The following is a 13,437-nucleotide window of genomic DNA, read 5'->3' as shown; positions in this document are numbered from 1 at the left end:
AACGAGGAGACAGCCATGCACATTCTCTTGACCGGCGGTACCGGCCTGATGGGGCGCCGCCTGTGCGCCCGCTGGCGACAGGCCGGGCACCGGCTGACCGTGTTCAGCCGGCGGCCGCAGCAGGTGGAATCGCTGTGCGGCGTCGGCGTGCGCGGCATCGATCGTTTCGACGAGTACGGCGACCAGCCGCTCGACGCGGTGGTCAACCTGGCCGGCGAGCCGATCGCGGACAAACCCTGGAGTCACAAGCGCAAGGCGCTGCTGTGGGAAAGCCGGGTACGCCTTACCGAGCGCCTGGTGGAATGGCTGGACGCTCGCGAGCAGCGCCCGGACCTTCTGTTATCGGGTTCTGCGGTGGGTTGGTATGGCGACAGCGGCGAGCGCCCGGTGACCGAGGAGGGGGCGGCGGCCGGCGAGGATTTCGCCAGCGAGCTATGCCTCGCCTGGGAGCAGATCGCCCGCGAGGCGGAGAAGCTCGGCACCCGTGTCGTGCTGTTGCGCACCGGCCTGGTGCTGGCCCCCGAGGGCGGCTTCCTCGGGCGCCTGTTGCCGCTCTACCGGCTCGGCCTGGGCGGACCGCTGGGTGACGGCCGGCAATGGATGCCGTGGATTCATATCGAGGATCAAATCGAGCTGATCGATTTTCTTTTGCGGCGGCCCGATGCCAGCGGTCCCTATAATGCGTGCGCTCCCAACCCGGTGCGCAACCGCGATTTCGCCAAGGCCCTGGGCCGGGCGCTGCACAAGCCGGCGCGGATACCGACCCCCGGGTTCGTCCTGCGCCTCGGGCTGGGAGAAATGTCCGGATTGCTGCTCGGCGGCCAGCGAGCCTTGCCGCAACGCTTGCAGGACGCCGGCTACCGTTTTCAATTCACCGACCTGGACGTGGCGCTGGCCGATGTCCTGGACGCCCGACGAAAGGATCAGGCATGACCGAGAATGCCCTGCTGTTGCTCAACCTGGGCTCCCCGGATTCGACCCGGGTGGAGGATGTCCGCCGCTATCTCGACCAGTTCCTCATGGATCCCTACGTGGTCGACCTGCCCTGGCCGCTGCGGCGCCTGCTGGTGTCGCTGATCCTGATCAAGCGTCCGGCCGAATCGGCGCACGCCTACAGCTCGATCTGGTGGGACGAAGGGTCGCCACTGATCGTCCTCAGTCGTCGCCTGCAGGAGGCGATGAAGCCGCACTGGCCGCATGGGCCGGTGGAACTGGCGATGCGCTACGGCCAGCCGGCCATCGAGAAGGTCCTGCTCGACCTGGCGCGCCGTGGTATCCGGCGGGTGACCCTGGCGCCGCTGTATCCGCAGTTCGCCGACAGCACCACGACCACCGCCGAACAGGAGGTGCGCCGGGTGATCGCCGCCCATCGCCTGGGCCTGGAGGTCAGCACGCTGCCGCCGTTCTACGACCAGCCGGTCTACCTCGATGCCCTGGTGGAAAGCGTGCGTCCGTACCTGCAGCAGCCCCACGACCATCTGTTGCTGAGCTTCCATGGCTTGCCCGAGCGGCACATCCGCAAGCTGGTGAAGGATCCTGCCCACGACCTGCTGGCCGAGAACAGCCGCAACGTCAGCCCCGAAGCCCTCGCCCTCTGCTACCGCAGCCAGTGCCTGCGCACCGCCGAGGCCTTCGCCGAGCGCGCCGGCCTGGAGCAGGGGCGCTGGTCGGTGTCGTTCCAGTCGCGCCTGGGGCGCGCCAAGTGGATCGAGCCCTATACCGACGCCAAGCTCGACGAACTGGTGCAGCGCGGGGTGAAGCGCCTGCTGGTGATGTGTCCGGCGTTCGTTGCCGACTGCATCGAGACCCTGGAGGAAATCGGCATGCGCGGCCGCGAGCAGTTCATCAGTGCCGGCGGCGAGGACCTGGTGCTGATTCCCTGCCTCAACGACCACCCCGCCTGGGTCGGCGCCCTGGCCGAGATGAGCGGGCGCTTGGCCAGGCCGCTCTGAGAGCCTGTTCATGATCCGCTGCGCGGCGCGGTATGACGGCTTTGAAGTGCTCATTTGCCGCTCGTCAGCTCCGCTTCCCCGCCCAGCTCGCGAGATGCTGGACAGGCTCTGAGCGCATGCGGCGGCGAATGACCTGGCGGTCATTCGCCGGAACCCGCTTCCCGCATTCAGCAGTTCTATAGTCCCTTGCCCTGGGTATAAGCCCGGATGTTGCCGGCTTATCCTGCCTGTCGACCCTCCCTTCGCATCCGCCGCTTCGGCGGCGTCCAGGAGTTCGGCATGCATAACAACAATAACGGCTATCCCTCCAACCTTGCGGCCTGGACCACGGTGGCGATCCTCATGGTCGCCTATGTGCTGTCCTTCATCGACCGGCAGATCCTCAACCTGCTGGTCGGCCCGATCCGCCGCGACCTGGCCATCAGCGATACGGAAATGAGCCTGCTGATGGGCTTGTCCTTCGCCCTGTTCTACACCCTTTGCGGTATCCCGCTCGGACGCATGGCCGACAACCGCAGCCGGCGCGGCCTGATCCTGTTCGGCGTGCTGGTGTGGAGCGCGATGACCGCGGCCTGCGGTCTGGCGCGCAGCTATTGGCAATTCCTCACCTTCCGGGTCGGCGTCGGGGTCGGCGAGGCGGCGCTGTCGCCAGCGGCCTATTCGCTGATCGCCGACAGCTTCCCGCGCGAGCGTCGGGCGACGGCGATCAGCGTCTACTCGATGGGCATCTACCTGGGCTCGGGGCTGGCCTTCCTGCTCGGCGGGCTGGTGATCAAGTTCGCCTCGGCCCAGGGCGACGTGCATCTGCCGCTGTTCGGCGAGGTGCGCCCGTGGCAACTGATCTTCCTCATCCTCGGCGCCGCCGGCGTGCTCTTCTGCCTGTTGCTGCTGGCTATCCGCGAGCCGGCCCGGCGCGGAGTCGGCGCAGGCGTGGCGGTGCCGCTGGGCGAGGTCGGCGCCTACCTGCGGGCCAACCGCAAGACCGTGCTCTGCCACAACTTCGGTTTCGCCTGCCTGTCCTTCGCCGGCTACGGCAGCGGCGCCTGGGTGCCGACCTTCTTCGTCCGCACCCACGGCTGGGACGCCGGTCATGTCGGGGTGGTCTACGGCAGCATCGTCGCGGTGTTCGGCTGTCTCGGCATCGTCTTCGGCGGGCGTCTGGCCGACTACTGGGCGAAGCGCGGGCGCAGCGACGCGAACATGCGCGTCGGGCTGCTCGCCGCCTGGGCGGTGATTCCCTTCACCCTGGTCTATCCGCTGCTGGACAACGCCAATTGGGCGGCGGCGCTGATGGCGCCGACGGTGTTCTTCCTGAGCATGCCGTTCGGCGTGGCCCCGGCGGCGATCCAGGAGATCATGCCCAACTCGATGCGCGGCCAGGCCTCGGCGATCTACCTGTTCGTGGTCACCCTGTTCGGTCTCGGCGTGGGCCCGACGGCGGTGGCGTTGGTCACCGATTTCGTCTTCGCCGACGACATGGCGCTGCGCTACTCGCTGCTGCTGGTGACCCTGGCCGCGGTGCTTGGTGCGGTGGTCCTGCTGGGGATCGGCCTCAAGCCCTATCGCGCCAGCCTGGAGCACCTGAAGGACTGGAGCCTGCGACGGGAAGGCGAGGGCGGCGAGGATTGGAAGGCGTCCCGGCAGCCGGCCTGACTCAGTAGGTGAGGATGACCCGCACGGTATCGCTGTAGGTACCGGCGGGGACGTTGCCCTGGGCCGGGTTGACGATGGCCCGGTACGGCACGTTCTGCGCGGCGCCGCTACCGGTGCCTGCCTGGGTGTTGCTGGTGGTCCAGACCGTCGAGTCTCCCGGTTTGTAGAGGTTGTACTGGATCGCGTTGGCGCCGCTGAGCATTCGCCGCCAGCCGCCGCTGAAGTTGTTGCCGTTGTCGAAGCCGATGGTATAGGTGGCGTTCAGGGTGCAGCGCACGCCAATGTTCTGGTTCACCGCGGTGAAGGCCGAGACCAGCGCGGCGCTGCCGAAGCTGAGGTCCGGAGCGCTGTCGATGAAGCAGTCCTTGAGCACCGTCAGGGTAACGTTGACGCTGCTGCTGGCGGTGCCGTCGTCGTATACGCAGACTGGGCCGATGCCCGCCGCGCACAGGTGCCAGGCCCAGTTCAGGCCGATGGTATCGGTATAGGTGCCGGCCGGCAGGGTCACCCCGGTGGCGGTGCGCAGGTACAGCGGCAGGCTGCCGTCGGTGGCGTTGAACAGGCCGAGGATGCCGAGGAAGGTGGTGCTGCTCCAGCGTACCGTCGAGCCGACGTTGTAGACGGTGCCGCAGCCGTTGTCCTTGCAGATACTGTAGGGCAGGTAGGTGCCGCTGGCGGCGTTGTACAGCCGCGGCGTGGTGCCCAGCGGATTGGCGGTGCTGGCGATGGTCGCGTCGATGGTGTTGGTGCTGAGGATCGACAACAGGCTGCCGGTGCACTTGAAGCCGGTGGTGCCGGTGATGGTCTGGGCGGTGCTGGCCACGGTGAACGAGCTCAGGCTGCCGAAATTGCCGGTGCCGGAGCTGGTGGTGCAGGCGGCGAGCAGCAACGGGCTGGCGCAGAGCGTAGCGAAGCCGAGCAGGCAGGCGGACGTGGAGTGGCGGCTCATGGCGTATCTCCGATCGGGGCCGAGCAGGTCAGCGGGCCGACCTGGCTGACGGTGGGTTTGCGCGTGTCCAGGCGGAAGCGTGCCTGGCAGGCCCGGCCGTCGGGGCGGACCACGCGTAGCTGGTTGTCGCTTTGCAATCCTTCGAAATAGACCTGGCCGTCCCAGCCGACGCTGGCGCGCTGGCCGCTGCCGGTTTCTTCGGCCTGGCTGCCCAGCGGCAGCGGTTCGCCGCGCTCGTCCACCAGGCTGATGCTGGCGGCGACTACGGCACGGATCGGGAAGTCCAGCAGCAGGCCGCTGCCCTGGCGTACCGCCACGCGCTGCTCGACTTCGGGCGCGCTGACGTTGGCCGGAAGGTCCAGCGGCTCGATCTGGAACTTCGCCGGGTAGTAGGCCGCGACCCAGGGCACCAGCAGGTGGCCGTTGTCGTCGGTGCTGCCCATCAGTTGGTTCTCGTAGCGGATCGGCACCTGTGGATAACCCTTGGTGCTGACCAGGACGAAGGCGTCGTTGATCCGGTTGCTGGCGAACACGGCGTTGTCCATCCATACCAGCGAGCCGCTGAGATCGGCCCAGCGCGTGTAGTTGCCGGTCTCGCCATAAAGGCCGCCCTGCAGTTGCACGTTCTGCATGCGCCAGGTCAGGTCGGCCTGCTGGTAGCGGCTGGCGCCGCCGCCATAGCCGAGGTTCCAGCCGAGGCCGCCCTGGCTCGGCGTGGAGCGGCTCCAGATCACCCGCTCGCTGTAGCGTCGGTCGCTGTCGCGGGTGACGCCGATGTTCAGCAGGCCGTTGATGTCGAAGGGAATCACCAGTTGCATCAGCGCGCTGTAGCCGTCGCCGTCGAGATCCTTGTTCAGCGCCAGGTAGAAGCTGCTGCGGCTGCCGATCGGGCGGCTGTAGGAGAGGTTGGCCAGGCGCGTGCGGCTGCCGTCGCGGGCGCGGATGTCGAAGTAGCCGGTACCGATGGTGCCCTGCTCGTCGAAGGTCAGGCTGGCGGTAGCCTGGTCGGTGCGCCGGCTCAACTGGTACTCGCCGTCCAGGGTGCCGAGGTCGCCATAGCCGGCGCTGCGCTCGATGTGTTGCAGGCTGAGGCCGAGCCGTCGCGAATAGTAGGAGTAGCCGAGCAGGTATTGCTGGCCGCTGTCGCCCTGGCCGTCGCTGCCGCTGGCCGCCAGGCTGAGGGTGCCGAAGGTGGCCACGGCGATGTCGCCGCCGATGCCGAGCAGGCGCAGGTCGCTGGCGGCCTCGGCGTGGGTGGAGAGGGTCAGGCGGTCGCTGACGCCGTAGCGGTAGATGCCGCTGGCGGCGTTGTCGGCATAGGAGAAGTTGCGCAGGCCGTAGTCGTCGCGCAGGCGCCCGACGGACAGGTCGAAATCGCTCAGGCCGCGCGCCAGCAGGGTGTTGGATACGTAGAACGGCAGGCTGGTCACCACTTGTCGACCCTGGGCGTCGGTGGTCACCACCGTGGCTTCGCCGGCTCCGTTGATGTACGGCACGTTGCTGATGGCGAAGGGACCGGGTTGCAGGTCGGCGCTGCTGGCCTTGTAGCCGTTGATGAACAGGTCGACGGTGCTGGGTACGGCGGCCTGGCCGTCGAAGCGCAGCAGCGGATAGGTGACCAGGTCCGGACGTACGCCGAAGTTGCGGGCGAAGCGAAAGCCGCCCATGCGTACCGGGGTGGTCCAGTTCAGCGCGCCGTTGACGTAGTCGCCCAGTTGGTAGCTGTGCATGTTGCGTTCGTCGTTGTACAGCCAGTAGGTGTCGTAGCGCAGGTAGCGGCTGTCGAGGTTGTCGGCGTCGCCGAAATAGCGGGTGTAGACGCCGGTGTTGGAGATCACCCCGAAGCCGTCGAACAGGCGTTGCTCGAGCAGCGCGGAAAGCCAGGGCGTGGCGCCGTCGGCGGGGTCCGAGTAGTACAGGTCGTAGTTGAACAGCGCGCCGAGGCTGCTGCGCGCCGGGGCGCGGGCGACCAGTCCGGGATCGTCGAAGCGCTGCTCCGGCAGCCAGTCCGGCGGCACTTGCAGGTGCAGTTGCTGGCTGGCGCTGTCATAGTCCGCCCGGACCTCGGGCAGGGCGTCCACCGCGACCTGTCCGGCGGGGTTGCCAGGCAGGCGCACGCCGGCTTCGCGCAGGGCCGCGGCGTCGAGCAGGTAATGGCCATCGGCGGCGTTGACCGGCACCACCTGGCCGCTGTCGCGGCCGTTGATCACCAGTTCCAAGTAGTAGAGGACGTTGCCGCCGCCGGACGGAGCGGGTTGCGGCGGCGGCAGTCCGGCCAGGTAGTCCGCCGCATGGACAGGGGAGAGCAGCGCCAGGCCGATCAGTAGCGAGCGGTGGCGGCGAGAGCGCCGCTGACACGGGCGAGGCACGGGACCGACGTCCGCCTCAGTACCCGGGAACGCTGATCGGCGCGTCGTTGTCCGCCAGTTGCAGTTTCAGGGTCATGCCGGAGTCCGGCAGCAGCCCCGGCGGCAGCGGCCAGCGCATCTGCCGGCCGGGCAGCACGTAGCCGAGAAGGCCGTCCAGCAGCGCCAGGCTGCGGCCGTTGCCCTCCCAGCGGACATGGCTGAGGCGGGCGTGCACGCTACCCTCGTTGCGCACCTGCAGGTAACGCTTGCCCTGTTCCTCGACCAGCCGCCAGGCCAGCTTCGGCCGGGTCGCGTCGGCCGGGTCGCGCTCGACATCGCTACGCGGCTGGGTCCAGACGCCGTCGGCGCTGACGAACAGCGGTACCGAATAGCGCATCTGGAACTGCAGGGCGAGACCGGGGCTTCGTTGCGTCTGCCCCGCGTCGCCGTCGGGCACTTCGTCGATCAGCACCCGGTAGGCGTCCTCCGGCGTGCTGGGCTGGCCGCCCTGGCGGATCAGCCGGACCAGTTGCCGGCGGCCCGGCTCGACCTTGACGAAGGGCGGGCTGGGAATCACTGCCTGCTGGTTGCGATAGACGTCTTGGAAATCCGCCTGGGACCAGCCGAGCACGCGCACCTGCAGGGTCACCGGTTGCTTGCCGCGATTCTCCAGCCACAGCGCCGTGGCCGGCTGGTCGGCTTCGATGGCCGGGTTGATCGGCCAGATCAGCACCGCACTGGCGGCCTGTGCCGGGCCGCCCAGGAGCAGCGCCAGCAGCGCCGCAAGCCAGCGGCCGGGGCGGAGAGGTAGGTGTGGACTGGGCATGTGATCCTCCATGACGGCTCAGAACGAAAGGGTGACGGTGACGGTATCGCGGTAGTTGCCGGCGGACGGCAGGCTGCCGACCGCGAACAGGCGCGCGTATACCGTGTAGGTCTGGGTGCTGGCGGGAAAGTTGGCGATGGTCCGCGCGAGTGCCCCGTTGCCCCAGACCTGGGAGTAGGCGGCATCCTGGTAGAGCTGGTAGGCGAGGGTCTCGTTACCGCTCACCCGCTTCAGGTAGCGCTGGCTGCTGCTGCCGCCATTGACCCCGTAGTCGAGGGCGACGGAGACGGTCATTCCCGGAGTGCAGGTCAGGACGATGGAGCCGGCCCCGGAGCTGCTGGCGACGTTAACCGGACTGGCCAGGTTGCCGAGGGTGCCGAAGCTCAGGGTGCCGAGGTCATAGGCGTTGTTGCTGATGGCGGTGCCGAAGGCGCAGCCGTTGGCGACCACCGCCTGGACCTGGAAGGCGCGGCTGATCGGCGATGGATCGGCATGCGCGACCAGGTTCGGCAGCGGGAGCAGGAGAAGCGACAGGAATAGACGCCGGCTGGACATCGGCATCACCAACTGATGGTCACGTTGACGGTGTCGCGGTAGGTCCCGGCGACCGGCGTGGTCTGTGCCGGCACCAGGCCGTAGATGGGGTACCACTGGTCGTTGCCGTTGCCGGTGGCGGCAACGCCGGTGGTGTTGTCCCAGACGATGCCGCCGGGGCGGTCGCTGTACAGGTTGTAGGTCAGGGTGAGGGCGGTGTTGGCGATGTTCGCCATGCGCCGCGTGGCGACGCTGCCGTAGAGCCCGCCGTCGAGCGTGATCGCATAGGTCTGGCCGCTGACGCACCTGACCCGGATGGAGCCTGCGCCTTGCTGGCTGGTGGCGCTGATGGCGTTGTTCAGGGAGGCGTACTGGCCGAAGTCGAGGGTGCCGAAGGTGATCGCGCCGCCGCTGCCGACGCTACCTGCCTCGCAGGCCGGGAGCAGCGTGGCGCTCAGGACGATGGTGGCGGTCTGCGCGTTTGCCGGGTTGCAGCCGAGCAGGCAGAGCAGTCCTCCGGTGAAGTAGCGGTTCAGGCTCATCGGTCCCCCCAGGACCATGCTGCCTGGCGCCGCGCCTGGCGGCGCGTCTTACCAGGCGATGGTGACCAGCAGGGTGTCGGTGTAGGTCCCCGCCGTCGGCGTGGGTGTGCTTTGTCCGGTGGGCACCACGCGGCCATAGAGGGGGATGTTGACCGCGGTGCCGGTGGAGACCGAGGAGATGTCCACCGGTGTGTTGGCCTGGATCAGCGCGCTGCGCGCGGCGTCCGAATAGATGTTGTAGGCGATGGTGCTGCTGGTGGTGGTGGTGTTCTGCATGTAGCGCTGGCCGCCGCTGGCGTGCAGGCCTGCGTTCACCGTCAGGCTCGGGGTCAGGCCGGTGCTGCACTGGATCTGGATATTGCCGCTGGTGCCGACGGTCTGCGCGTCGACCACGTTGGTGAGGTCGGAATGGCTGCCGAAGTCCAGGGTTCCCCACTGGTTGATACCGCCGCTGACGCTGCCGTTGATGATGGTGCAGCCGGCACCGATGACCATCTGCACGCCGACCTGGCCGATCAGCGTACCGGCGGCCTGGGCGGTGCCCAGCAGGCTGGCGCAGGCACAGAACAACAAGACTGCCGGAATGCGTTTATTCATCTCTAACTTCCTGTCGATAACGAATGTCGGTGGCGCAGGACGATGTTGGCGGATAAATAAAGTTCCCACGACTTTAAATGATCGGCCTTATATATCCGCCAAACTCGAAGTTCATGGCTGGCGACGCGCCGGGTGCGGCGCAGAGCGGCTCGCCAGTCATGCTTGACTGGCTATATAGCAGCGCGAATAAGCCTCTGCCAGTTAGATGACGTGATTGTTTGGAAAATACAGGGAAGTTTAATTACAAAGTAGTAAGCGATTGGCTACATGCTTTTGAAAATAACGTGGCGGGTGGAAAATGGACGGAACAGCGAAGTGTTCCGTCCGTTGTTTTCAGTGTGAATCCTTGTGTTGTTCGTCGAGCGCCTTGTTCTGCCAGCCGTCGTTGCCCGGCAGCAACAGGTTGAGGACGATGGCGACGATGGCGCACAGGGCGATGCCCTTCAGGCCGATGTTGTCGGGGCCGGTACCGCTGCCGATCAGCACGCCGCCGATGCCGAACACCAGGGTCACCGAGACGATCACCAGGTTGCGTGCTTCCGAGAGATCGACCTTGTGCCGGATCAGGGTGTTCATGCCGACCGAGGCGATGGTGCCGAACAGCAGGCAGAGGATGCCGCCCATCACCGGTACCGGGATGCTTTGCAGGATCGCGCCGAACTTGCCGACGAAGGCCAGGGTGATGGCGATCACCGCCGCCCAGGTCATGATCTTCGGGTTGTAGTTCTTGGTCAGCATCACTGCGCCGGTGACTTCCGCGTAGGTGGTGTTGGGCGGTCCGCCGAACAGGCCGGCAGCCGAGGTGGCCAGGCCGTCGCCGAGGAGAGTGCGGTGCAGGCCGGGCTTCTTCAGGTAGTCCTGGCCGGTGACGCCGCCCACCGCGATGACCCCGCCGATATGCTCGATGGCCGGGGCCAGGGCCACCGGGACGATGAACAGGATCGCCTGCCAGTTGAATTCCGGCGCGGTGAATTTCGGTAGCTCCAGCCAGGGTGCGGCGACGATCGCGGCGGTGTCGACCACGCCGAAGACGAACGACAGGGCGAAGCCGACCAGCACGCCGGCGATGATCGGCACCAGGCGGAATATACCCTTGCCGAATACCGCCACCACCAGGGTGGTGAGCAGCGCCGGCATCGAGATCATCATCGCGGTGCGGTACGGCAGCAACTCGCTGCCGTCGCCGGCCTTGCCCATCGCCATGTTCGCCGCGATCGGCGCCATCGCCAGGCCGATCGAGATGATCACCGGGCCGATCACCACCGGCGGCAGCAGTTTATCGATGAAGCCGGTGCCCTTGATCTTCACCGCCAGGCCCATGAAGGTGTAGACGAAGCCGGCGGCGACCACCCCGCCCATGGTCGCGGCCAGGCCGAACTGGCCCTTGGCGAGGATGATCGGGGTGATGAAGGCGAAGCTGGAGGCGAGGAACACCGGTACCTGGCGCCCGGTCACCAATTGGAACAGCAGGGTCCCGAGGCCGGCGGTGAACAGCGCGACGTTGGGATCCAGACCGGTGATCAGCGGCATCAGCACCAGCGCGCCGAAGGCGACGAACAGCATCTGCGCGCCTGACAGCACCTGGCGCCAGAGCGGCTCCTGGAAGGCATCGCCCATGTTCAGGCTTCCTTCTGCTTGGTACCGAAGATCTTGTCGCCGGCGTCGCCCAGGCCCGGAATGATGTAGCCGTTCTCGTCGAGCTTCTCGTCGATCGAGGCGGTATAGATGATCACGTCCGGGTGGGCCTTGCGTACCGCCTCGATGCCCTCGGGGGCGGCGACCAGCACCATGGCGCGGATTTCCTTGCTGCCGGCCTTCTTCAGCAGGTCGATGGTGGCGACCATCGAGCCACCGGTGGCGAGCATCGGGTCGATGATCAGCGAGCGGCGCTCGGCGATGTCCGGCGCCAGTTTTTCCAGGTAGGTGCGTGCTTCCAGGGTCTCTTCGTTGCGGGCGACGCCGACCGCGCTGACCTTGGCGCCGGGAATCAGGCTGAGCACGCCGTCGAGCATGCCGATGCCGGCGCGCAGGATCGGCACCACGGTGATCTTCTTCCCGGAGATCTTCTCCACCGTCACCGGGCCGGCCCATCCGGGGATTTCGTACTGTTCCAGGGGCAGGTCCTTGGTCGCCTCGTAGGTCAGCAGGGCGCCGACTTCCTGGGCCAGTTCGCGGAAGTTCTTGGTGCTGATATCGGCACGGCGCATCAGGCCCAGTTTGTGGCGGATGAGGGGGTGGCGGATCTCATGTACGGGCATGGGCGACTGTCTCCAACGGGGGCGGGCAAAAAAATTGCGCTAGCGTAATGCATTCCGCACAGTCTGGACCATTATTCTGATTCGCACTCGACCGCCGGGGGTTGCCCGATGGCGACCGGATGAGTACCTTTGCCGACTTTTTCTCAGCCCAGCCAGGGAGAAGCACCATGTCCGTCGATCTCGCGCACATCCGCCAAGTCATGGCGGAAGCCGACTGCCTGTTCAACAACGACGAGGTCGAGGCAGCCATCGGTCGCGTCGCCGAGGCGATCAACCGCGATCTCGGCGAGACCAACCCGGTGGTCTTCTGCGTGATGAACGGCGGCCTGATCTTCTCCGGCAAGCTGCTCCCGCTGCTCGACTTCCCCCTCGAACTGTCCTACCTGCATGCGACCCGTTACCGCAACGAGACCTCCGGCGGCGAACTGTTCTGGAAGGCCAAGCCGGAAATCTCCTTCATCGACCGTGACGTGCTGATCATCGACGACATCCTCGACGAAGGGCACACCCTCTCGGCGATCATCGACTTCTGCAAGCATGCCGGCGCACGCGCGGTGCACACCGCCGTACTGGTGGACAAGGAACACGAGCGCAAGGCCCGGCCCGACCTCAAGGCCAGCTTCACCGGCCTCTACTGCGCCGACCGCTACGTGTTCGGCTACGGCATGGACTACAAGGGCTACTGGCGCAACGCCGCGGGCATCTTCGCGGTCAAGGGGCTCTGAGATGGCCGGACCGCGCTACCTCGACCAGCAATTGTTCGCCGAACTGGCGAGCGGGGCGGGTAACGCGCCGCGTGGTCGCCAGCATCACAACTTCCACCGCATGGAGGAGCCCTGCCATCGCATGGCGGTGGGCCTCCAGCCGAATACCTACATCCCGCCGCACCGGCACCTGGATGCGGGCAAGGCCGAGGCGCTGATCGTGCTCAAGGGCCGTCTCGGCCTGCTGGTCTTCGCCGAGGACGGGGAACTCCTCGACAAGCGCGAGTTGAGCGCCGCTGGGGACTGCCCCGGTGTCGACCTGCCGCCCGGGGTGTTCCATGCCCTGGTGGTGCTGGAGCCGGACAGCATCCTGTTCGAATGCAAGGCCGGGCCTTACCGCCCGCTCGGCGAAGGCGAGTTCGCCAGTTGGGCGCCTGCCGAAGGCAGCGCCGATGCGCCGGCCTACCGGGACTGGATGCGCGCCCAGTTCGCCTGAGCGCTTCGCTTCGGCGGCGGGTCGGCAGCCATGCTAGAGTGCCGGCTCGCCCTGTCCGGAGGTCCCGATGTTCGCCCGTAGCCTGTGCGGCTCCCTGCTCCTGTTCGTCAGTCTGGCCGGCCTGGCCGCCGAGAATCCCCCGATGCACGCGCGCTTCCTGCCGCCCGACGACGGCCAGTTGCGCCAGGAGGCGCCGGAGCAGCAGCAACTGATCCAGATCACCGAGTACAGCGTGGTGCTGGGCAACCAGCGGCAGTCCAACCAGCAGCCGATCCCGATCACCACGCCGACCCTGCTGCGCCTGAAGGGCAAACCGCTGAGCAAGGGCGCGACCCTGGCCCAGGTGCTGATCCAGTTCGACAGCGAAGGCAAGAGCCTGAAGAAGCCGGTCTACGATGCCGGGACCCGCACCCTCACGCTCAACTACCCGTTGGCGCAGTACCCGGCGTTGCTCGACCTGCTGCGCAACCAGACGGTCTATTGCCAGTTCCTCGCCTATCCCAACGGCCATGTCTGGGCGGACCTGCACACCGGCGCGGTACGCGCGCGTTGAGCCTCGCCGCGCGCCGGGAGTAAAC

Annotated in this window: 14 protein-coding genes; 6 read left to right on the top strand and 8 right to left on the bottom strand. The window is 67.0% G+C overall.

Features of this window, described 5'->3' with window-relative positions; genetic code table 11:
- The first annotated feature begins 15 nt into the window (after nt 1-15).
- The 3 genes from AT700_RS24200 to AT700_RS24190 all read left to right on the top strand — a co-directional run bounded on the left by AT700_RS24200 (nt 16) and on the right by AT700_RS24190 (nt 3,605).
- Nucleotides 16-933 (top strand): TIGR01777 family oxidoreductase, encoded by a 918-nt coding sequence (locus AT700_RS24200; RefSeq protein WP_003114699.1) that lies wholly within the window; start codon nt 16-18, stop codon nt 931-933.
- On the top strand, nt 930-1,952 hold the full coding sequence (gene hemH / locus AT700_RS24195) for a ferrochelatase (protein ID WP_003099324.1): 1,023 nt from the start codon (nt 930-932) through the stop codon (nt 1,950-1,952). Before AT700_RS24200 ends, hemH begins: the two co-directional genes overlap by 4 nt.
- Nucleotides 1,953-2,231: 279 nt before the next feature.
- The gene (locus tag AT700_RS24190; RefSeq protein WP_003099328.1) at nt 2,232-3,605 is read left to right on the top strand and encodes a spinster family MFS transporter; all 1,374 of its coding nucleotides are present in this window, start codon (nt 2,232-2,234) and stop codon (nt 3,603-3,605) included.
- A gap of 1 nt (nt 3,606) precedes the next feature.
- On the opposite strand, the gene AT700_RS24185 is transcribed toward AT700_RS24190, so the two are convergent.
- The 8 genes from AT700_RS24185 to upp all read right to left on the bottom strand — a co-directional run bounded on the left by AT700_RS24185 (nt 3,607) and on the right by upp (nt 11,659).
- Entirely contained in the window at nt 3,607-4,554 is a 948-nt protein-coding gene (locus AT700_RS24185; RefSeq protein WP_003099330.1) for a spore coat U domain-containing protein, read from the bottom strand.
- Nucleotides 4,551-6,923, bottom strand: a complete 2,373-nt coding sequence (locus AT700_RS24180; RefSeq protein ID WP_003114701.1) for a fimbria/pilus outer membrane usher protein — start codon at nt 6,921-6,923, stop codon at nt 4,551-4,553. Before AT700_RS24180 ends, AT700_RS24185 begins: the two co-directional genes overlap by 4 nt.
- 16 nt (nt 6,924-6,939) lie before the next feature.
- Nucleotides 6,940-7,728, bottom strand: coding sequence for a molecular chaperone (locus AT700_RS24175; RefSeq protein WP_023113585.1), 789 nt, complete (start codon nt 7,726-7,728; stop codon nt 6,940-6,942).
- A gap of 18 nt (nt 7,729-7,746) precedes the next feature.
- The gene (locus AT700_RS24170) at nt 7,747-8,289 is read right to left on the bottom strand and encodes a spore coat U domain-containing protein (protein ID WP_003099337.1); all 543 of its coding nucleotides are present in this window, start codon (nt 8,287-8,289) and stop codon (nt 7,747-7,749) included.
- Nucleotides 8,289-8,822 (bottom strand): spore coat U domain-containing protein, encoded by a 534-nt coding sequence (locus tag AT700_RS24165; RefSeq protein ID WP_003146046.1) that lies wholly within the window; start codon nt 8,820-8,822, stop codon nt 8,289-8,291. The genes AT700_RS24170 and AT700_RS24165 overlap by 1 nt, the downstream gene beginning before the upstream one ends.
- A 30-nt stretch (nt 8,823-8,852) precedes the next feature.
- Entirely contained in the window at nt 8,853-9,401 is a 549-nt protein-coding gene (locus AT700_RS24160) for a spore coat U domain-containing protein (RefSeq protein WP_003099340.1), read from the bottom strand.
- A gap of 333 nt (nt 9,402-9,734) precedes the next feature.
- A complete protein-coding gene (locus tag AT700_RS24155; protein WP_048521688.1) occupies nt 9,735-11,018 on the bottom strand; it encodes a uracil-xanthine permease family protein in 1,284 nt (427 codons plus the stop codon).
- 2 nt (nt 11,019-11,020) lie between these two features.
- Nucleotides 11,021-11,659 carry a uracil phosphoribosyltransferase gene (gene upp / locus AT700_RS24150; protein ID WP_003094968.1) on the bottom strand — a complete coding sequence of 213 codons (639 nt, stop codon included), beginning with the start codon at nt 11,657-11,659 and terminating at the stop codon, nt 11,021-11,023.
- A 167-nt stretch (nt 11,660-11,826) separates the two neighbouring features.
- On the opposite strand from upp, the gene AT700_RS24145 reads away from it, so the two are divergent.
- The 3 genes from AT700_RS24145 to AT700_RS24135 all read left to right on the top strand — a co-directional run bounded on the left by AT700_RS24145 (nt 11,827) and on the right by AT700_RS24135 (nt 13,412).
- On the top strand, nt 11,827-12,384 hold the full coding sequence (locus tag AT700_RS24145) for a hypoxanthine-guanine phosphoribosyltransferase (protein WP_003094967.1): 558 nt from the start codon (nt 11,827-11,829) through the stop codon (nt 12,382-12,384).
- Nucleotide 12,385: 1 nt separating this feature from the next.
- Nucleotides 12,386-12,859, top strand: coding sequence for a WbuC family cupin fold metalloprotein (locus AT700_RS24140; protein ID WP_003094965.1), 474 nt, complete (start codon nt 12,386-12,388; stop codon nt 12,857-12,859).
- 67 nt (nt 12,860-12,926) lie between these two features.
- The gene (locus tag AT700_RS24135; protein ID WP_003094962.1) at nt 12,927-13,412 is read left to right on the top strand and encodes a hypothetical protein; all 486 of its coding nucleotides are present in this window, start codon (nt 12,927-12,929) and stop codon (nt 13,410-13,412) included.
- Nucleotides 13,413-13,437 lie beyond the last annotated feature (25 nt).

Source organism: Pseudomonas aeruginosa (genome assembly GCF_001457615.1).
In the GTDB taxonomy this organism is placed as follows: domain Bacteria; phylum Pseudomonadota; class Gammaproteobacteria; order Pseudomonadales; family Pseudomonadaceae; genus Pseudomonas; species Pseudomonas aeruginosa.
This window is presented reverse-complemented; position numbering and strand designations above follow the sequence as displayed.